The sequence below is a fragment of the Xanthobacter sp. DMC47 genome, from assembly GCF_056313845.1.
Genome location: NZ_JBQUZM010000001.1, coordinates 913713 through 932559, shown reverse-complemented (window position 1 = coordinate 932559; position 18847 = coordinate 913713). Strand labels below are relative to the sequence as shown.

The following is an 18847-nucleotide window of genomic DNA, read 5'->3' as shown; positions in this document are numbered from 1 at the left end:
GCCCACTCCCGGCCTGCTCTTGCGGCATCTGCCGTACTAATATATTAGCATATCAAGGGCGTCAACGAAGGCGCGGGCCCGACGGGGCCGGGGACAAGGGTCGGGGAGACGTGCTCATGGGGATGGAGGCGGGCATCGCGCCGCGCACCCTTCGGCTTTCTGCGAAGGACAATCTGGCGGTGGCGCTGGACGAGGTCGCGCCCGGCGGCTCGGTCGCGGGCGTCGTCGCCACCCAGCGGATCCCGCGCGGCCACAAGGTGGCCATCGAGCCCATTCCGGCCGGCGCGCCAGTGGTGAAGTTCGGCCAGATCATCGGCTTTGCCAGCGAAGACATCGCCCCGGGCGCCCACATCCACACCCACAATGTGGTGCTGCACGATTTCGCCCGTGACTACGCCTTTGCGGCCGACGCCCGGGACGATGCGCTGCTGCCGGAGGCCGAGCGCGCCCACTTCATGGGCTTTCGCCGCTCCAACGGGCGCACCGGCACCCGCAACTATCTCGGCATCCTCACCAGCGTGAACTGCTCGGCCTCGGTGGCGCGGTTCGCGGCGCAGGCGGCGGAACGCTCGGGCATCCTCGCCGACTTTCCGGGCATCGACGGCATCGTGCCCATCATCCATGGCACCGGCTGCGGCATGGCCTCCAAGGGCGAGGGCTATGACGTGCTCTCGCGCACGCTCTGGGGCTACGCCACCCATCCCAACTTCGCCGCCGTGGTGATGGTGGGGCTCGGCTGCGAAATGTTCCAGATCGCCCGCTTCAAGCAGGAATACGGGGTGGAGGAGGCGGACGGCTTCCGCACCCTCACCATCCAGGACGAGGGCGGCACGCGCCGCACGGTGGAGCACATCCTCGGCACGCTGAAGGAGATGGCGCCCCGCGCTGCCGCCGCCCGGCGGGAGGCGCGGCCGGCGTCCGAGATCGTGCTGGCGCTCCAATGCGGCGGCTCGGACGGCTATTCGGCACTCACCGCCAATCCCGCGCTGGGGGTCGCCTCCGACCTTCTGGTGGCGCAGGGCGGCACGTCCATTCTCTCCGAGACGCCGGAAATCTACGGCGCCGAGCACCTGCTGACCCGCCGAGCCGCGACGCGCGAGGTGGGCGAGAAGCTGGTCGCCCGCATCAAGTGGTGGGAGGACTACACCGCCCGCAACGCGGGGGAGATGAACAACAATCCCTCGCCCGGCAACAAGGCCGGCGGGCTCACCACCATTCTGGAAAAGTCGCTCGGCGCCGCCGCCAAGGGCGGCTCCTCGACCCTGCGCGCGGTCTATGAATATGCCCAGCCGGTGACGGATGCCGGCTTCGTCTTCATGGATACGCCCGGCTACGATCCGGTGGCCGCCACCGGGCAGGTGGCAGGCGGGGCGAACGTGATCTGCTTCACCACCGGCCGCGGCTCCGCCTTCGGCGCCAAGCCCACCCCGTCCATCAAGCTCGCCACCAATTCCGACATCTATCGCCGGATGGAAGAAGACATGGACATCAATTGCGGCGATGTGCTCGACGGCGTGTCGCTGGAAGACAAGGGCCGCGAGATCTTCGACAAGGTGTTGGCGGTTGCCTCGGGCGCGCACACCAAATCCGAGGAACTGGGCTACGGCGATGCCGAGTTCGTGCCCTGGCAGATCGGCGCGGTGATGTAGGCCGCCGCGTCCATTGGAAGTGAACGGCCGGAAAGGCCGCAATAAACGGAAAAATCCGTCAGACACTCAGGGAGAACGCCCATGCTGACCCGACGCCGACTGACCGCCCGCGCCGTAGCTTTCGCGCTCTCGAGCCTGGCGCTGCCGGGCCTTGCGCTCCCGGCGATGGCGCAGACCACGCTGCGCTCCGCCGACATTCATCCCGATGGCTACCCCACTGTCGAATCCGTGAAGTATTTCGGCGAGATCATCGAGAAGAAGTCGAACGGCAAGTACAAGGTGCAGGTCTTCTCCTCCGGCCAGCTCGGCGGCGAGAAGGACACCATCGAGCAGACCCGCTTCGGCGTCATCGATCTCAACCGCGTCAACACCGCGCCGTTCAACAACCTGATCCCGGAGACGGCGGTGCTCGGCATGCCGTTCCTGTTCCGCTCCACCGAGCACATGTACAAGGTGGTGGACGGCCCCATCGGCGCGGAGATCGCCAAGGCCTTCGAGCCGCACGGCCTCGTTGTGCTCGGCTTCTTCGATTCCGGCGCCCGCTCCATGTACAATTCCAAGAAGCCCATCAAGACGCTCGACGACATGAAGGGCATGAAGATCCGCGTGCAGCAGTCGGACCTGTTCATCGCGATGATCAACGCGCTCGGCGCCAATGCGACGCCCATGCCCTTCGGCGAGCTTTACTCCGGCCTGCAGACCGGCCTCGTGGACGGCGCCGAGAACAATTATCCCTCCTATGATTCCGTGAAGCATTACGAGGTGGCGAAATATTATTCGCTCACCGAGCATTCGCTGGCGCCGGAGGTGTTCGTGATGTCGAAGCGTGCCTTCGACAAGCTGAGCCCCGAGGACCAGAAGATGTTCAAGGAAGCCGGTCTTGAAGCCACCAAGAAGATGCGCGAGCTCTGGGCCAAGCGCGACATCGAGGCCAAGGATCACGTGGTCAAGGGCGGCGCCATCATCAACGAGGTGGACAAGAAGCCCTTCATCGACGCGATGAAGCCGGTCTACGACAAGTTCGTCACCACCGACAAGATGAAGGATCTCGTCGCCCGCATCCGGGCGGTGAACTGAAGGCGCGGCACCGGCCGGGCCCGCGCGGCCCGGTCATTGTCCGGGGAGGCGCAGCGGCATGACCATCAAGTCCAGCGAACGTTCCGGCAGGGGCGCCGAGGCCGAAAGGCCGGTGCCGCTCATCGCCTTGCGGCGGGTGGTCCGCCTGCTTTCCGCGGTCGCGCTGTGGATCTCCGGCGCCGGGCTGGTCGCCATGACGGCGGCGGTGTTCTGGCAGGTGATCGGCCGCTATGTGCTGAACGCCTCGCCGAGCTGGACCGAGCCGCTGTCGCTGCTGCTCATGAGCTGGTTCATCCTGCTCGGCGCTGCGGTGGGCGTGCGCGAGAACATGCACCTCGGCTTCGAGATCGGCCTCCACTTCGCGACGCCGCCGGTGCGGCGGGCCATGGAGATCACCACCCACATCCTCGTCATGGGCTTCGGCGCGGCCATGGGCTGGTACGGCTGGGACCTCGCCATGGGCACCTGGAGCGCCAAGATGGCGGGTGTGGACCTGCCGCAGGGCGTCGACTACCTGCCGCTGGTGGGCGGCGGCGCGCTCATCTGCCTGTTCTCGTTCGAGCGGCTGCTCACCGACCTCACCGAGGGGCGGGTGCCGGAAGTGCCGCTCGCCCATGTCCACACCGTGGAATGACGCCGGAAAAGACCCATGGCCATCACCATCCTCTTCGGCGTCTTCGCGCTGCTCCTCGTCATCGGCACGCCGGTGGCCTTCTGCCTCGGCCTCGCGTCGCTCGCGACCGTGCTCTATCTCGATCTGCCGCCGGTGGTGGTGTTCCAGCAGCTGAATTCGGGCATGAACGCCTTCTCCATGCTGGCGATCCCCTTCTTCATCTTCGCGGGTGACCTGATGATGCGCGGCGGCATCGCCGACCGGCTCATCGGCATGGCGGCGAGCCTCGTGGGGCATCTGCGCGGCGGGCTCGGCCAGGTGAACGTGGTGGCCTCCACCCTGTTCGGCGGCATCTCCGGCTCGGCGGTGGCGGATGCCTCGGCCATCGGCGGCATCATGATCCCGCAGATGGCGCGCCACGGCTATGCCAAGGACTATGCGGTCAACGTGACGGTGAATTCGGCCATCATCGCGCTGATGATCCCGCCGTCCCACAACATGATTATCTATTCCCTGTCGGCGGGCGGCACCATCTCCATCGCCGACCTGTTCACCGCGGGCATCATGCCGGGCATCCTGCTCGCCGCGGCGCTGATGATTACGGCCTATGTGGTGGCGCGCAATCGCGGCTATCCGGCCGGCACCTTTCCGGGCTGGTATGCGGTGCTGCGCTCGGTGGTGGCGGCTATCCCGGGCATCATGCTCATCGGCATCATCTTCGGCGGCGTGCGCTCGGGCATCTTCACCGCCACGGAAAGCTCCTGCATCGCCGTCATCTATGCGCTGCTGGTGACGACCCTCGTCTATCGCGAGATGCACTGGGCGGACTTCGTGGAGGCGACGCTCGGCGCGGTGCGAACCACGGCCATGGTGCTGCTCGTCATCGGCACCGCGGCGTCCTTCGGCTGGCTCATGGCCTTCCTGCAGGTGCCGAAGGCCACCATCGAGATGATGCAGGCGGTCTCGTCCAACCCCTATGTCATCCTGCTCCTCATCAACATCATCCTGCTCATCCTTGGCACCTTCATGGACATGGCGCCGATGATCATCATCTGCACGCCGATCTTCCTGCCGCTGGTGAAGGCCTTCGGCATCGATCCCGTGCATTTCGGGGTGATCCTGATCCTCAACGCCGGCATCGGGCTGAACACGCCGCCCGTGGGCTCGGTGCTGTTCGTGGGCTGCGCGGTGGGCAAGATCACCATCGGCGAGGCGATGAAGACCATCTGGCCCTTCTTCGGCGCCTCCATCGCGGTGCTGATGATCGTCACCTACGTGCCGGCCGTGTCGCTCTGGCTGCCGGCCCTGTTCCGCTAGTCCCCGTACTGCCCCGAAAGTCTGCCCCCATGATGATCGACGTGCGCCATGTGCATCACCAGGACGCCACCCGCGGGTTCGACACCGAGGCGCTGAGGCGCAACTATCTGGTGGAGCGCCTGTTCGAGCCCGGCCTGGTGCTGCTCACCTACAGCCATGTGGAGCGCTTCGTGATCGGCGGGGCCATGCCGGTCACGGTGCCGCTGGCGCTGGAGAGCGACAAGGCGACCATCGGCTCGCCGAACTTCCTCGACCGGCGGGAACTGGGCGTCTTCAACATCGGCGGTGCCGGCAAGGTGCGCGTCGATGGCGTTCCCCATGCGCTCGGGCATCGGGATGCGATCTATGTGGCCATGGGCACGAAGGAAGTGCTGTTCACTTCCGACAGCGCCGATGCGCCCGCCCGCTTCTATCTCCTCTCCACCCCTGCCCATGCGCGGTATGAGACCAAGGTGGTGCGCATCGCGGAAGCCAAGAAGATGCTGCTCGGCGAGGTTGCCACGGCCAACCGCCGCACCATCTACCAGATGATCCACCCTGATGTGGTGACCTCCTGCCAGTTGGTCATGGGCATGACTCAGCTCGACGAGGGCAATGTCTGGAACACCATGCCCTGCCACGTCCACGACCGGCGCTCGGAGGTCTATCTCTATTTCGACCTCATGGCCGACGCCCGCGTCATCCACCTCATGGGCGAGCCCGACCAGACGCGGCACATCGTGGTGGCCGACGGGCAGGCGGTGATCTCGCCGCCCTGGTCCATCCATTCCGGCTGCGGCACCCGCGCCTACACCTTCATCTGGGGCATGGGCGGCGACAATATCGACTATACGGACATGGACATGGTGGCCATGGACCAGCTGAAGTGAGCCGAGATCCCTTGAATCCGTTCGATCTGTCCGGCCGCAGGGCCATCGTCACCGGCGCCAACACCGGCCTCGGCCAGGCCATCGCCGTTGCGCTCGCGCGGGCCGGCGCTGGCGTGGTGGGGGTGGGGCGCTCGGCCATGGACGAGACCGCCGCCCTTGTGGCCGCCGCTGGCGGCAGCTTCACGCCCGTGCGGGCCGACCTCGGCACGCTCAAGCCCATCGACCGCATCGTCGCCGAGGCGGAGATCGGCGGGCGCGTCGACATCCTCGTGAACAACGCCGGCATCATCCGCCGCGCCGACGCCATCGACTTCTCGGAAAAGGACTGGGACGAGGTGATGGACGTGAACCTCAAGTCCACCTTCTTCCTCACCCAGGCCGTCGCCCGGCGGATGTTGGCGGACGGCAAGGGGGGCAAGGTCGTCAACATCGCCTCCCTGCTCTCCTTCCAGGGCGGCATCCGCATACCGTCCTACACGGCGAGCAAAAGCGGGCTTGCCGGTCTCACGCGGCTCCTCGCCTGCGAGTGGGCGGCCAAGGGCATCAACGTGAATGCCATAGCCCCGGGCTATTTCGTGACCAACAACACCGAGGCCCTGCGCGCGGATGCGGACCGCAACGCTGCCATCCTCGGCCGCATTCCCGCCGGCCGCTGGGGGGACCCGTCCGACATCGGTGGAGCGGCGGTGTTCCTGTCGTCTCGCGCGGCGGATTATGTGCATGGCGTCGTGCTGCCGGTGGACGGCGGTTGGCTGGCGCGCTGATACAGGCGGGCCGGTCGGGGACTGGCCGGCAGGATGGGAGAGAGCATGAGCGAGAAGGGCAACGTCTTCGCCTTCGCCGACACCACGCCGGTGGAGGTGGTGGACGAGGTGGTGAGCCGGCAGATCCTCACCTTCAACGACGAGATCATGCTGGTCCGCGTCATCGCCCGCGCGCCGGGGCCCATGGGCGTGCCGCACAGCCATCCCCACGTGCAGATCACCAGCGTGGAAAGCGGCGTGTTCGAGCTGACCATCGGCGGGCGCACCGAGCGCCTGAAGGCGGGCGACAGCTTCTACGTGCCCTCGGGCACCCACCATGGCGCGGTCTGCATCGAGCCCGGCGTGCTGGTGGACGTGTTCACGCCCATGCGCGCGGATTTCGTGAAGCCTGCCTGAGGCTCATTTCCCCGCGGCGGCGGCGAGCTTCGCGGCGAGGGCGGGGCCGTCGCCCGGAATGCGGAAGGTCTTGACCCGCGCCGTGGCGCCCGAGGCGAGCCGCACCTGCGAGGCGGCGACACCGGCCGCCCCGGCCACAACCTTCGCCACCGCAGCCGTGGCGGCGCCATCCTCCGGCGCCACCCGCACCCGCACCTTCAGCACCTCCCGGCCGTCCGACAGGGCGGCGACGCCGTCCACGGCATCGCGCCCGCCGCGTGGCGTCGCCCGCACCGTCACCTCCACGCCGTCCGGCAGGATGCGCACGAACGAGGCGGCAGACGGGGCGGCGGACGACACGGCGGCCGGCTCAGAACACGTAGGGGTAGATGTAGTAGGCGATGACCTGCTGCAGGAAGAAGATCAGCAGAATCAGGACCATCGGCGACAGGTCGAGGCCGCCGAGATTGGGCAGCACGTTGCGGATGGGTGCCAGCAGCGGTTCCGTCACCTTGAACAGGAACTCGCCCACGCTGCGCACGAACGAGTTGTACGGATTGACCACGTTGAATGCGACCAGCCAGGACAGCACGGCCGCGGCAATGAGGATCCAGACATAGAGCTGGAGAACGACAAGGATAACGTCGAGCAGCGCGCGCATCGTCGGAAGGGTCCCCGGGAAGTGGCGTGCCAGCAATAGCGCCACCAGCGGTCCCGGAACAAGGCCACCCGGCCGCCGCCGGGCCCCACCGGCTGCGTCAGCCGGTCGCGTCCGGGTCGTGGGGCTTGTCGGGGTCGGGCAGGGCACCGGCCCCCGGCGTCTTCTCCGGATCGGTCAGCTGCGGCTTCGCGTGCGGGCCGGCGGCGGGCTTCTGGCGCTGCGCGTCGAGGTGGCGCTTTTCGGCGGCGTCGGTCGCCGGCTGGCCCTCTTTCCCTTTCTTCAGCATCGCTTCGTCGGGTTTCACGGCAACCTCCATGATGTGACCATGATTTGGAGACAACGCTCCCCGCAGTGATCCGTTGCAGCGTCGCCTTGCCCCACGGCCAGGCCGCGCCGCGACGGAGCTTTCGTTTGTCCGCGCGGCCGACTTTGACGTGCCGCCTTGACTTGCCCGCGCGGCAAAGGCAGCTTCCCGCCGCTTTTGGGGGCGCTGACCTCCTCCAACCCCACGGACCCTCATGCGCAGCTATCTGGACTTCGAGAAGCCGGTTGCCGAACTCGAGGCCAAGGTGGAAGAGCTGCGCGCGCTCTCCTCTTCCGGCGACGGCGTAGCCATCACCGACGAGGTGCTGAAGCTGGAGGGCAAGGCGCGCGACGCTTTGGTCGCGCTCTATGCGAATCTCACCCCCTGGCAGAAGACGCTGGTGGCCCGCCATCCGCAGCGGCCGCATTTCGCCGACTTCGCCCGCGGCCTGTTCGAGGACTTCACCCCCCTCGCCGGCGACCGCAAGTTCGGCGAGGACGAGGCCATCATCGGCGGCTTCGCCCGCTTCCGCGGCGAGGCGGTGTGCGTGCTTGGCCACGAGAAGGGCTCCAGCACCGAAACCCGCATCCGGCACAATTTCGGCATGGCCCGCCCCGAGGGCTACCGCAAGGCCGCCCGCATCATGGAACTGGCCGACCGCTTCGGTGTGCCCATGATCTCGCTGGTGGACACAGCCGGGGCCTATCCCGGCATCGGCGCGGAGGAGCGCGGGCAGGCCGAGGCCATCGCCCGGTCCACCGACGCCTGCCTGGCACTTTCCGCGCCCAATGTCGCGCTCATCATCGGTGAGGGCGGTTCGGGTGGCGCCATTGCCATCGCCACCGCCAACAAGGTGCTGATGATGGAGCACGCCATCTACAGCGTGATCTCGCCGGAAGGCGCGGCCTCCATCCTCTGGCGCGACACCGCCAAGGCGCAGGACGCGGCCACCAACATGAAGATCACCGCGCAGGACCTGCTGCGCTTCGGCGTCATCGACGGCATCGTGAAGGAGCCGGCCGGCGGCGCCCATCGCGACGCGGACGCGGCCATCGCCGCTGCGGGCGACGCCATCGCCGATGCGCTGTCCTCGTTGGCGGGGCTCGACGGCGCGCAGGTCCGCAAGGCGCGACGCGACAAGTTCCTCGCCATCGGCCGTACCCTCTGACGGGCGCGGCCTGGCGGCCACAGCGGTAAGAAATCCTTAACCATGGCGCTGCGGCATGGGGGAAGCGGGCCGGAGTTTCCCCATCTTGGCCGCATTTGCCTTATTTTCTCCATCGGGCCGGAGCGACGCTGATAACGTCGCATCAAGGGGGACCGGTTAGCCTTTTCGGCCTCATGGCCGGTCCGGATCCGGGAGTTTCGCGTTGAGCCGCTTGTCCATAAGCCGCTTGTCCAAGCGCCGTCCGATGACGACCCTCTCCTCGCGCCTGCGGATGGCGGGTCTCGCCGCCTGCGCGGCGCTCGCCCTCGCGGGCTGCAACGCCACCGATTCCGAGGTCGCGCGCAAGGCGAACAAGCCGCTGTCGCCGGAAATGGTGTCGCTGCTGGCCAAGAAGGACATGGCGCCCTCCACCCCCATCCTGGTTCGCATCTACAAGCAGGAATCGGAGCTGGAGGTCTGGAAGGTCACGTCCGAGGGCAGCTATGCGCTCCTCAAGACCTATCCCATCTGCCGCTGGTCGGGTGAACTCGGCCCCAAGGTGGGCACAGGCGACCGGCAGGCGCCGGAGGGCTTCTACACCATCACCCCCGGCCAGATGAACCCGAACTCCAGCTATTATCTGGCGTTCAACCTCGGGTTCCCCAACGCCTACGACAAGGCCTACGGGCGCACCGGCGACTTCCTGATGGTGCATGGCGACTGCTCGTCCTCGGGCTGCTACGCCATGACCGACGACCAGATTTCCGAGATCTTCTCCCTGGCCCGCGAGAGCTTCGCTGGCGGCCAGCGCGCCTTCCAGGTGCAGGCCTATCCCTTCCGGATGACGGCGAAGAACCTCGCCCGCTACCGCAACAATCCCAACATGGCGTTCTGGCGGAACCTCAAGCAGGGCTCCGACCATTTCGAGGTGACGAAGCAGGAGCCGAAGGTCTCGGTCTGCAACCGCACCTATGTGTTCGACGCCACGCCCGCGCCAGGCCGCGCCTTCGACGCCAGCCAGGCCTGCCCGCCCTATCAGGTGCCGGAGCAGATCGCCTCGGCGGTGGCCGCCAAGCAGCGGTCCGACGATGCCCAGGTGGCGGCGCTCTCCACCACCGCGCCCGTGGCCCCGGTGAAGACCGGCAGCGACGGCGGCATGCACCCGGTGTTCCTTGCCAAGCTCAAGGAGCGCGAGACCGGGCAGATGTCCTATACCCCGGCGCCTGGCCGCCTTCCGGACTATGTGAATCCGCCGAAGGAGACGCCGGCCAAGCTTCAGGCGGACGCGCTGCTGCGCGCCGACCAGAGCGACGGCGCCCCCGCCACCACGGGCTCGCTGGCGGCGGCATCCGCTGCAGCCTCGGCACCGCAGCCCACGGCGGTCGCCTCCAGCTCCTATCCCCGGTAGTCGAGCTTCCACCTACGGGGCGGCTCGCCATCGCGCACGAGTGGCGAGTGCCTTGCCGACGGTACATGGTTCAGCCTACGCTTTTCCGCCGCCTGGCGGGTGCGGCGGGGAGGGCGGACCATGGGGCATGATGTCTGGTGCCGGCGGATGGCCGCCCTCACGGCCGTCGTCGGCTGGGCTGCGCTGATCCTCCAGCTCGTCATCGTGGTCCAGAAGATGGCCGCCATCGGCCAGGGATTCGGCCCGGCGCTGTGGCGCTTCCTCGGCTTCTTCACGGTTCTCACCAATCTCGGCGTCGCCATCGTCGCCACCGAAATCGCGCTCGGCGGCCTGCATGCGCTCACCGGGGCACGGGCGCGGCTGACGACGGTCGTCTCCATCGTGCTGGTGGGCATCATCTATGCCCTGCTGCTGCGCCATGTGTGGAATCCGCAAGGCGCGCAGCTCGTCGCCGACCGCCTGCTGCATCAGGCGGTGCCGGTGCTGTTCCTGATCGTCTGGCTGGTGGGGCCGCACGGGCGGCTGCGGCTGGCCGATACCGTGTGGGCCATGGCGCCGCCGCTGGCCTATCTCGTCTATGCCGTGGCCCGCGGCGAGGCGGACGGCTGGTACGCCTACTGGTTCCTCGACCCGGCCAAGCTCGGGGTGGAGAAGATGGCGCAGAATGCCGTGGTGCTGGCGGTGGTGTTCTTCACCACCGCGCTCATCTTCGTGGGCATCGACCGGGCCATCGGCCACCGGCGCGGCTGAGCCCGAAGCCCCGACGCCCAGCGGGGGAAGGCCCGGCGCGGAGGACCGCGCCGGGGATCACCGCCTCAGGCGAAGCGGCCGTGGCAGTGCTTGTACTTCTTGCCCGAGCCGCAGGGGCAGGCCTCGTTGCGACCGACCTTGCCCCAGGTGGAGGGGTCGTTCGGGTTGCGCTCCATCACCGCGACGTCGCCCGAGAGCAGCGGCTCCGGACGGGAGCCGAGGGCGGCACCGATGCTCGCCATCTCGTCCTCACCGGTGAAGGGGTCCGCGTGGTGCGCCTCCATGGGGGGCAGCTCTTCCTCCATGGGCGGCTGGGCGACGATCTCCACCCGCATCAGCTGCGCGGTGACAATCTCGCGCAGGCGGTTCAGCAGCGCAGAGAAGAGGTTGAACGCCTCGGACTTGTACTCGTTCAGCGGATCGCGCTGGGCATAGCCGCGCAGGCCCACCACCTGGCGCAGGTGGTCGAGCATGGCGATATGCTCGCGCCAGAGGTGGTCCAGCGTCTGGAGAAGGATGGACTTCTCCACATAGCGCATGATGTCCGGCCCATACTGGGCAGTCTTGGCAGCCATCCACTCGTCGGCGCGGCGGATGATGCGCTCGGTGACCTCGGGGCCGGCGATGCCTTCTTCCTTGGCCCAGTCCTTCACCGGCAGCTCGATGCCGAGCACTTCCTTGATGGCGGTGTCGAGGCCGTCCACGTCCCACTGCTCGGGATAGGCATTCTCGGGGATGAACTTGGCGACGGTCTCGGTGATGAGGGCGTGGCGCATGTCCTCCACGGTCTCGGCCACGTCGTCGTCGTTCATCAGCTCCAGGCGCTGCTCGAACACCACCTTGCGCTGGTCGTTCAGAACGTCGTCGTACTTGAGGACGTTCTTGCGCATGTCGTAGTTGCGCGCCTCGACCTTCTGCTGCGCCTTCTCCAGGGCCTTGTTGATCCAGGGATGGATGATGGCCTCGCCTTCCTTCAGGCCGAGGCGCTGCAGCATGCCGTCGAGCCGGTCCGACCCGAAGATGCGCATCAGGTCGTCGTCGAGCGACAGGAAGAACTTGGAGTGGCCGGGGTCGCCCTGGCGGCCGGAGCGGCCGCGCAGCTGGTTGTCGATGCGCCGGCTCTCGTGGCGCTCGGTGCCAAGCACGAAGAGGCCGCCGGCGGCCAGCGCCTTCTGCTTCAGCTCTTCCACCTCGGCGCGGATGCGGGCCTCGGCGGCGGCACGCTCCTCGCCCTCGGGCAGATCCTTCAGCTCGGCCGCGATGCGCATGTCGGCGGCGCCGCCCAGCTTGATGTCGGTGCCGCGGCCGGCCATGTTGGTGGCGATGGTGATCGCGCCCGGCACGCCGGCCTGGGAGACGATGTAGGCCTCCTGCTCGTGGTAGCGCGCGTTCAGCACCGCGAAGGCCTTGCCCGAACGGTCATGGGCGAAGGCGGCCGGATCGGAGAAGTCGATCTGGTGGAAGCCGGCCTGCTTCAGCAGCTCGGCCAGAAGCTCCGACTTCTCGATGGAGGTGGTGCCCACGAGGACCGGCTGGCCCCGGGCGCTGCACTCCTTGATGAGCTCGATGATGGCCGCGTACTTCTCGCCGGCCGAACGGTACACCTCGTCATCGTCGTCGATGCGGGAAACCGGGACGTTGGTGGGCACTTCCACCACTTCGAGCTTGTAGATGTCCTGGAACTCGGCCGCCTCGGTCGCCGCGGTGCCGGTCATGCCGGCCAGCTTCTCGTAGAGGCGGAAATAGTTCTGGAAGGTGATGGAGGCGAGCGTCTGGTTCTCCGGCTGGACCTGGACGCGCTCCTTGGCCTCCAGCGCCTGGTGCAGGCCTTCGGAATAGCGCCGGCCGGGCATCATGCGGCCGGTGAACTCGTCGATGATGACGACCTCGTCGTTGCGCACGATGTAGTCCTTGTCCCGCTGGAACAAAGCGTGCGCGCGCAGCGCCTGGTTGACGTGGTGGACCACCGAGACGTTCTCGATGTCGTAGAGGCTCTCGGACTTCAGGAGCCCGGCCTCGGTGAGCATCTGCTCCATCTTCTCCATGCCCGCTTCCGTCATGGTGACGGTGCGCTGCTTCTCATCCACCTCGTAATCCTCCTTGGAGAGGCGGGGGATGTACAGGTCGATGGTGTTGTAGAAGTCCGACCGGTCGTCGAGCGGGCCGGAGATGATGAGCGGCGTGCGCGCCTCGTCGATGAGGATGGAGTCCACTTCGTCGACGATGGCGTAGAAGTGCGGGCGCTGCACCATGTGTGCGCGCTCATACTTCATGTTGTCGCGCAGGTAGTCGAAGCCCAGCTCGTTGTTGGTGGCGTAGGTGACGTCGCTGGCGTAGGCGGCGCGGCGCTCGTCGTCGTCGAGTCCGTGGACAATGATGCCCGTGGACAGGCCGAGGAAGCGGTAGAGCTTGCCCATCCACTCGGCGTCGCGCTTGGCGAGGTAGTCGTTCACCGTCACGACATGCACGCCCTTGCCGGCCAGCGCGTTGAGGTAGACCGGGAGGGTGGCGACCAGCGTCTTGCCTTCGCCGGTCTTCATCTCAGCGATGGAGCTTTCGTGCAGCACCATGCCGCCGATGAGCTGCACGTCGAAGTGGCGCATGCCGAGCGCACGCTTGGCGCCCTCGCGCACGGTGGCGAAGGCGGGCACCAGGAGATCGTCGAGGGTGGTCTTGCCCTCGGCAAGCTGGCGGCGGAAATCTTCCGTGCGGGCCCGCAGCTGGTCGTCGGAGAGGGCTTCCAGCTCCTTCTCCAGCGCATTGATGGCCTGGACGCGGGGACGATAGCCCTTCACCCGGCGATCGTTCGCGGAGCCGAAGAGCTTGCGGGCAAGTCCACCAAACATGGGTTTCTCTATTCCGTTCCGTCAGGTCTGAAGGAGGGCGGAGACGGACCGCCGGACCTCCGGGCAACGATGCGCGCCGTTGGACACCCGCAATGGGGCATCAGCAAGTCCGAAGGCGGGACAGGCGGGCGCAGCGAACGAACGCGCAGCCGCAACCGCCCCGCTTCCGCGGGCAGCACACCATGCGGACACTTATGAACGGGTCGGGGCAATGTCAATGCGAGGCGGGTGCCGCGGAGCCCTCCGGGCCGGCGCTGTGACGAAGCGTTGCCGCGGTGCATAGGTGCCGCGGCAATCGACCATCGCGGCGCGTCCGGGCAATTCCTTTCATGGACACATCCGTTGCCCGATGCTTAGTATCCGCCGCGACTGCATATTGGGGGTAGTGGTATGGTGGGGGGTATCAGGGTGTCGGGTCGGCTGGGCTGCGCGAGCGTTGCCCTCGGAGCTGCCTTCCTTCTCTCCGCATGCGAGGAGAAGAACACCTACGTACCCCCGCCGCCGCCCAAGGTGACGGTCGCGACCGTGCTGGAACAGCCGGTGACGCGCTTCCTCGAATTGACCGGCAACACCGCCGCCATCAATTCGGTGGACCTGAACGCCCGCGTGCAGGGCTTCCTCACCAACATCAATTACAAGGACGGTGCCTTCGCCAAGAAGGGCACCACCCTGTTCGTGATCGAGCAGGACACCTACATCGCCCAGGTCGACCAGGCGAAGGCGACGCTCGCGGCCAACCAGGCGGCGCAGGTGCAGGCCGAGGCCGAGTTCAACCGCCAGAACCAGCTCGCCAAGCAGGACTTCGCTTCGCAGGCCGCCCTCGACCAGGCCCGCGCCAAGCGCGATTCCGCCGTCGCCCAGGTGGCCAATGCCCAGGCCTCCCTGCAGCTCGCCCAGATCAACCTCGGCTATACCCAGGTCAACGCCCCCTTCGACGGCGCGGTGACGGCCCATCTCCAGGACGTGGGCGCCCTCGTCGGCTACAGCGGCCCCACCAAGCTCGCCAGCATCGTCCAGCTCAACCCCATCTGGGTGTGGTTCACGCTGAGCGAGCAGGAAGTGCTGCGAATCAAGGAGCAGCTGGCCAAGCAGGGCCGCTCCCTCACCAGCCTCACCCGCGACCTGCCGGACATCCCGATCGAGATCGGTCTCCAGACCGAGACCGGCTATCCCCATGCCGGCCGCATCGACTACATCGCGCCGCAGGTGGACCCCAACCTCGGCACGCTCACCGTCCGCGGCATCTTCCAGAACGACGACTTCGTGCTGCTGCCCGGCCTGTTCGCCCGCGTGCGGGTGCCGCTCGGCCAGGCGGCGGCGACCATCCTCGTTCCGGATTCGTCGATCAGCTACAACCAGCTTGGTCCCTATGTGCTCACCGTCGGCTCCGACAATGTCGTCGCCCAGACGCAGATCACCCTCGGCCAGCTCCAGGCGGACGGCCTGCGCGCCGTCATCGGCGGGCTGAAGGCGACGGACCGCGTCATCATCAACGGCATGCAGCGCGCGGTGCCCGGCTCCAAGATCGACGTGGAGGTGGGCAAGATCGTCGCCATCGCCCCGCCGGTGGACGATGGCACCAAGCCTCTGCCGAAGCCCGCCGGAGTGGCGCCCGCCGACGCTCCGGCCCGCGCCATCCCCTCGGTGCCGCCGACCCCCAATGCTCCGGCGACGCCGGGTGCGACCCCTGCGACGCCGAAGAACTGACCCGCCCTCGAACATGAGGCAGCGCCCATGATTTCGCGCTTTTTCATCGAGCGGCCGGTCCTCTCGAACGTCCTTGCCATGGTCTTCGTGCTGATCGGCCTCGTCTCGCTGATCCGCCTGCCCGTGTCGCAGTATCCGAACATCGTGCCGCCCACGGTGTCGGTCTCCACCTCCTATCCGGGCGCGTCCGCCAAGACGCTCATCGACACCGTCGCCCTGCCCATCGAGCAGCAGGTGAACGGCGTCGAGGGCATGATCTACATGCAGTCGTGGTCGGCCTCGGACGGCACCTACACGCTGGTCGTGTCCTTCGCCATCGGCACCGATCCGAACATGGCGCAGGTGCTGGTGCAGAACCGCGTCAACATCGCCCTCGCCTCGCTGCCCACGGCGGTGCAGGCGCAGGGCGTGACCATCCTGCAGAAGGGCACCTCGATCCTCGAGTTCGTGACGCTTGTCTCGCCGGACGGGCGCTATGACGGCCTGTTCCTGAACAACTACGCCATCATCAACGTCCAGAACGAACTGGAGCGGGTGGAAGGTGTCGCCAACGTCGCTGTCTTCGGCGCCGGCACCTACGCCATGCGCGTGTGGATGGACCCGGACCGCATGCAGGCCTTTGGCCTGACCCCGACCGACGTCTCCAACGCCATCCAGAAGCAGAGCCAGCTCGTCACGCCCGGCCAGCTCGGCATTCCGCCGGCCCCGTCCAACGCGGCGTTCCAGTACACCGTCAACGTCGCCGGCCGCCTCGACGACGTGAAGGACTACGAGAACATCATCGTCAAGGTGGACAATTCCGACGGTGGCCGGATCGTGCGCATCCGCGACATCGGCCGTGTGGAGCTCGGGGCGCAGAGCTATTCCAAGGACTTCATGCAGGACAACAAGCCTGCAGCCGGCATCGGCATCTTCCAGCTCCCCGCCGCCAACGCGCTCGATGTGGCCAAGCGTGTGGCCGCGAAGATGGAGGATCTGAAGAAGAGCTTCCCCGAGGGGCTCGACTACATGATCCCCTTCGACACGACCCTGTTCGTGACCGCCTCCATCGACGAGGTGTGGAAGACCCTGTTCGAGGCGGCGATCCTCGTCCTTATCGTCATCCTGCTGTTCCTGCAGGACTGGCGTGCCACGCTGGTGCCCGCGACCACCGTGCCCGTGACCATCATCGGCGCCTTCGCCGCCATGGACGCCATGGGCTTTACGATCAACCTCTCGACCCTGTTCGCCATCATCCTCGCCATCGGCATCGTGGTGGACGACGCCATCGTCATCGTGGAAGGCGTGGCGCGGCACATCGAGGAAGGCATGGCGGGACAGCCCGCGGCCGAGAAGGCCATGGACGAACTGTTCGGGCCAGTGGTGGGCATCACCCTCGTGCTGATGTCCGTGTTCCTGCCGGCCTCGTTCATTCCCGGTCTGTCGGGACAGATGTTCAAGCAGTTCGCGCTCGTCATCGCCGCGACGGCCTTCATCTCGGCCATCAATGCGGCGACCCTGAAGCCCACCCAGTGCGCCCTCTGGCTGCGCCAGCCGGTGCCGCCGGAGAAGCGCAACTTCATCTATCGCGGCTTCAATGCCATCTACGGCAAGGCGGAGCACTGGTATGCCGGCCTCATCAGCCGCATGGTGCATCACTCCAAGCTGATGGTGCTCATCGCCATCGCGCTCATGAGCGTCGCCGGCTACGGCCTCACCCGCATCCCGACCTCCTTCCTGCCCATCGAGGACCAGGGCTACTTCCTCGCCCACGTCCAGTTGCCGGACGCCTCGAACCTCAACCGCACCAAGAAGGTGATGGCGGATGTCTCCGAGCGCATCCGCAAGGTGCCGGGCGTGCAGACCGTGCTGGCGATCTCCGGCATCTCGGTGCTCGACAACTCGTCCACCCTCGCCAATGCCGGCGTCACCTACATCACCCTGACCCCCTGGGACGTGCGCTACGCCACCAAGGGGCAGGACCTGCTCTCGATGTACGAGAATCTGAACAAGGCGGTTGCCGGCCTCGAGGAGGCGGAGGTGGCGATCCTCGTGCCGCCGGCCATCCAAGGCATCGGCAATGCCGCTGGCTTCACCATGCAGCCGCAGATCCGCAGCGGCAATTTCGACTACCAGCTGCTGGAGCAGATCACCTCGTCCATGGTGGACAAGGCGCGGGCGCAGTCGGCCCTCTCCCACGTGTCCTCCTCGTTCCGCGCGGGGGCGCCGCAGATCCAGGTGGACGTGAACCGGATCAAGGCGGAGACGCTGGGCATCACGGTGGGTCAGGTGTTCAGCACCATCTCGTCCTATCTGGGCTCCACCTACGTCAACCAGATCAACAAGTTCGGCAACGTCTTCCAGGTCTACATCCAGGCCGACGCAGGCTTCCGCGTGACCCCGGCGGACCTGATGCAGCTGAAGGTGCGCTCGCCCACCCAGAACGCGATGATCCCCCTCGGAACGGTGGTGGACGTCAAGACCGCCCTGGGTCCGCCGCTGATCTCGCTCTACAACCTCTATCCCTCGTCCACCATCGTCGGCACCAACGCTGCGGGCTTCTCGTCCGGGCAGGCGCTGTCGCTGATGGAGCAGATCGCCGCGTCGACCCTGCCGCCAGGGACGGGCTTCGAGTGGACCGCCATGTCCTATCAGGAGAAGGCGGTCGGAAATCAGATCTACTACGTGTTCGGGCTCGCCATCCTGCTGGTCTACTTCGTGCTGGCCGGCCAGTATGAGAGCTGGATCCAGCCCATGTCGGTGATCCTCGCGGTGCCGCTGGCGCTGCTCGGCACCGTCAGCGCGCTGCTAGGCCTGGGGGTGGCCAACAACCTCTACACCCAGATCGGTCTCGTGCTGCTGATCGCGCTCGCCTCCAAGAACGCGATCCTCATCGTCGAGTACGCCCGCGAGAAACGGGCGGAGGGCATGGAGATCATGGATGCGGCGGTGGAGGCCTCGCGCCTCCGGTTCCGCCCCATCCTCATGACCTCCTTCGCCTTCATCCTCGGCGTGCTGCCGCTGGTGTTCGCCACCGGCGCCGGCGCCAACTCGCGCAAGTCCATCGGCATCGCGGTGGTGTCGGGCATGCTCGCCTCCACCTGCCTCGCCGTGCTGTTCGTGCCGTCCTTCTACACGGTACTCCAGCGCTTCGAGGAAGGCCGCAAGGGCAAGAAGAAGTCCAGCACCGGCCATGGCGCTGGAAATGCGCCGCCCGCCCCGCCTCCCGCGCCCGACGCGGGTGTGCCCCCGGCGCCCGCATCTGCCTGATCCGGGCGCGCCGGCTTTGCCTTATCTTGCGGCAACTGCTTCCGATCGGGGCGGTTGCCGCCGCAAAGTCGCGCTTCCGCCTCCAGTCGGGCTTGTCTAACCTTGGCGGGA

General features: G+C 67.0%; 16 protein-coding genes. 12 read left to right on the top strand and 4 right to left on the bottom strand.

The features are described 5' to 3' along the window. Positions 1 to 122: 122 nt before the first annotated feature. The 7 genes from ACT54R_RS04370 (at position 123) to ACT54R_RS04340 (ending at position 6685) form a co-directional block, all read left to right on the top strand. Positions 123 to 1649 carry a UxaA family hydrolase gene (locus ACT54R_RS04370; RefSeq protein ID WP_476326370.1) on the top strand — a complete coding sequence of 509 codons (1527 nt, stop codon included), beginning with the start codon at positions 123 to 125 and terminating at the stop codon, positions 1647 to 1649. An 81-nt stretch (positions 1650 to 1730) separates the two neighbouring features. Next, entirely contained in the window at positions 1731 to 2726 is a 996-nt protein-coding gene (locus ACT54R_RS04365; protein WP_476324044.1) for a TRAP transporter substrate-binding protein, read from the top strand. 58 nt (positions 2727 to 2784) lie between these two features. Beyond that, on the top strand, positions 2785 to 3360 hold the full coding sequence (locus tag ACT54R_RS04360) for a TRAP transporter small permease (protein ID WP_476324042.1): 576 nt from the start codon (positions 2785 to 2787) through the stop codon (positions 3358 to 3360). 15 nt (positions 3361 to 3375) lie between these two features. Further along, positions 3376 to 4656, top strand: a complete 1281-nt coding sequence (locus ACT54R_RS04355; RefSeq protein ID WP_476324040.1) for a TRAP transporter large permease — start codon at positions 3376 to 3378, stop codon at positions 4654 to 4656. 29 nt (positions 4657 to 4685) lie between these two features. Next, entirely contained in the window at positions 4686 to 5525 is an 840-nt protein-coding gene (gene kduI / locus ACT54R_RS04350; protein ID WP_476324038.1) for a 5-dehydro-4-deoxy-D-glucuronate isomerase, read from the top strand. Between the two features lie 11 nt (positions 5526 to 5536). Next, entirely contained in the window at positions 5537 to 6289 is a 753-nt protein-coding gene (gene kduD, locus ACT54R_RS04345; protein ID WP_476324036.1) for a 2-dehydro-3-deoxy-D-gluconate 5-dehydrogenase KduD, read from the top strand. A gap of 45 nt (positions 6290 to 6334) precedes the next feature. Beyond that, positions 6335 to 6685, top strand: a complete 351-nt coding sequence (locus ACT54R_RS04340; protein ID WP_168459865.1) for a cupin domain-containing protein — start codon at positions 6335 to 6337, stop codon at positions 6683 to 6685. A gap of 3 nt (positions 6686 to 6688) precedes the next feature. On the opposite strand, the gene ACT54R_RS04335 is transcribed toward ACT54R_RS04340, so the two are convergent. From ACT54R_RS04335 to ACT54R_RS04325, 3 genes are all read right to left on the bottom strand, one after another. Next, positions 6689 to 7024, bottom strand: coding sequence for a DUF167 family protein (locus tag ACT54R_RS04335; RefSeq protein ID WP_476324034.1), 336 nt, complete (start codon positions 7022 to 7024; stop codon positions 6689 to 6691). A 10-nt stretch (positions 7025 to 7034) separates the two neighbouring features. Beyond that, positions 7035 to 7325 (bottom strand): YggT family protein, encoded by a 291-nt coding sequence (locus tag ACT54R_RS04330; protein WP_168459864.1) that lies wholly within the window; start codon positions 7323 to 7325, stop codon positions 7035 to 7037. Positions 7326 to 7422: 97 nt separating this feature from the next. Continuing rightward, positions 7423 to 7629, bottom strand: coding sequence for a hypothetical protein (locus ACT54R_RS04325; protein WP_476324032.1), 207 nt, complete (start codon positions 7627 to 7629; stop codon positions 7423 to 7425). Between the two features lie 214 nt (positions 7630 to 7843). Here ACT54R_RS04325 and ACT54R_RS04320 point away from each other — a divergent pair, with 214 nt between their 5' ends. The 3 genes from ACT54R_RS04320 (at position 7844) to ACT54R_RS04310 (ending at position 10934) form a co-directional block, all read left to right on the top strand. Beyond that, positions 7844 to 8797: an acetyl-CoA carboxylase carboxyltransferase subunit alpha gene (locus tag ACT54R_RS04320; RefSeq protein WP_168459863.1), complete on the top strand. Its 954-nt coding sequence runs from the start codon at positions 7844 to 7846 to the stop codon at positions 8795 to 8797. 244 nt (positions 8798 to 9041) lie between these two features. Beyond that, positions 9042 to 10184 carry a L,D-transpeptidase family protein gene (locus tag ACT54R_RS04315; RefSeq protein ID WP_210254605.1) on the top strand — a complete coding sequence of 381 codons (1143 nt, stop codon included), beginning with the start codon at positions 9042 to 9044 and terminating at the stop codon, positions 10182 to 10184. Positions 10185 to 10304: 120 nt separating this feature from the next. Continuing rightward, positions 10305 to 10934, top strand: a complete 630-nt coding sequence (locus tag ACT54R_RS04310) for a Pr6Pr family membrane protein (RefSeq protein ID WP_476324029.1) — start codon at positions 10305 to 10307, stop codon at positions 10932 to 10934. Positions 10935 to 10999: 65 nt separating this feature from the next. Here ACT54R_RS04310 and secA read toward each other — a convergent pair whose 3' ends face one another. Further along, positions 11000 to 13780, bottom strand: a complete 2781-nt coding sequence (gene secA, locus ACT54R_RS04305; protein ID WP_476324027.1) for a preprotein translocase subunit SecA — start codon at positions 13778 to 13780, stop codon at positions 11000 to 11002. A gap of 408 nt (positions 13781 to 14188) precedes the next feature. Here secA and ACT54R_RS04300 point away from each other — a divergent pair, with 408 nt between their 5' ends. Together ACT54R_RS04300 and ACT54R_RS04295 are read left to right on the top strand one after the other, a co-directional pair. Then, entirely contained in the window at positions 14189 to 15487 is a 1299-nt protein-coding gene (locus ACT54R_RS04300) for an efflux RND transporter periplasmic adaptor subunit (RefSeq protein ID WP_476324025.1), read from the top strand. Positions 15488 to 15514: 27 nt separating this feature from the next. Next, positions 15515 to 18736, top strand: coding sequence for an efflux RND transporter permease subunit (locus ACT54R_RS04295; protein ID WP_476324023.1), 3222 nt, complete (start codon positions 15515 to 15517; stop codon positions 18734 to 18736). The last annotated feature ends 111 nt before the right edge of the window (positions 18737 to 18847 follow it).

Excerpts from the sequence above, each read along its gene's own strand:
- ACT54R_RS04370 (WP_476326370.1), top strand. The coding sequence starts at position 123 with ATGGAGGCGGGCATCGCGCCGCGCACCCTTCGGCTTTCTGCGAAGGAC.
- ACT54R_RS04365 (WP_476324044.1), top strand. The coding sequence starts at position 1,731 with ATGCTGACCCGACGCCGACTGACCGCCCGCGCCGTAGCTTTCGCGCTC.
- ACT54R_RS04360 (WP_476324042.1), top strand. The coding sequence starts at position 2,785 with ATGACCATCAAGTCCAGCGAACGTTCCGGCAGGGGCGCCGAGGCCGAA.
- ACT54R_RS04355 (WP_476324040.1), top strand. The coding sequence starts at position 3,376 with ATGGCCATCACCATCCTCTTCGGCGTCTTCGCGCTGCTCCTCGTCATC.
- kduI (WP_476324038.1), top strand. The coding sequence starts at position 4,686 with ATGATGATCGACGTGCGCCATGTGCATCACCAGGACGCCACCCGCGGG.
- ACT54R_RS04340 (WP_168459865.1), top strand. The coding sequence starts at position 6,335 with ATGAGCGAGAAGGGCAACGTCTTCGCCTTCGCCGACACCACGCCGGTG.
- ACT54R_RS04330 (WP_168459864.1), bottom strand. The coding sequence starts at position 7,325 with ATGCGCGCGCTGCTCGACGTTATCCTTGTCGTTCTCCAGCTCTATGTC.
- ACT54R_RS04320 (WP_168459863.1), top strand. The coding sequence starts at position 7,844 with ATGCGCAGCTATCTGGACTTCGAGAAGCCGGTTGCCGAACTCGAGGCC.
- ACT54R_RS04315 (WP_210254605.1), top strand. The coding sequence starts at position 9,042 with ATGACGACCCTCTCCTCGCGCCTGCGGATGGCGGGTCTCGCCGCCTGC.
- ACT54R_RS04310 (WP_476324029.1), top strand. The coding sequence starts at position 10,305 with ATGGGGCATGATGTCTGGTGCCGGCGGATGGCCGCCCTCACGGCCGTC.
- secA (WP_476324027.1), bottom strand. The coding sequence starts at position 13,780 with ATGTTTGGTGGACTTGCCCGCAAGCTCTTCGGCTCCGCGAACGATCGC.
- ACT54R_RS04295 (WP_476324023.1), top strand. The coding sequence starts at position 15,515 with ATGATTTCGCGCTTTTTCATCGAGCGGCCGGTCCTCTCGAACGTCCTT.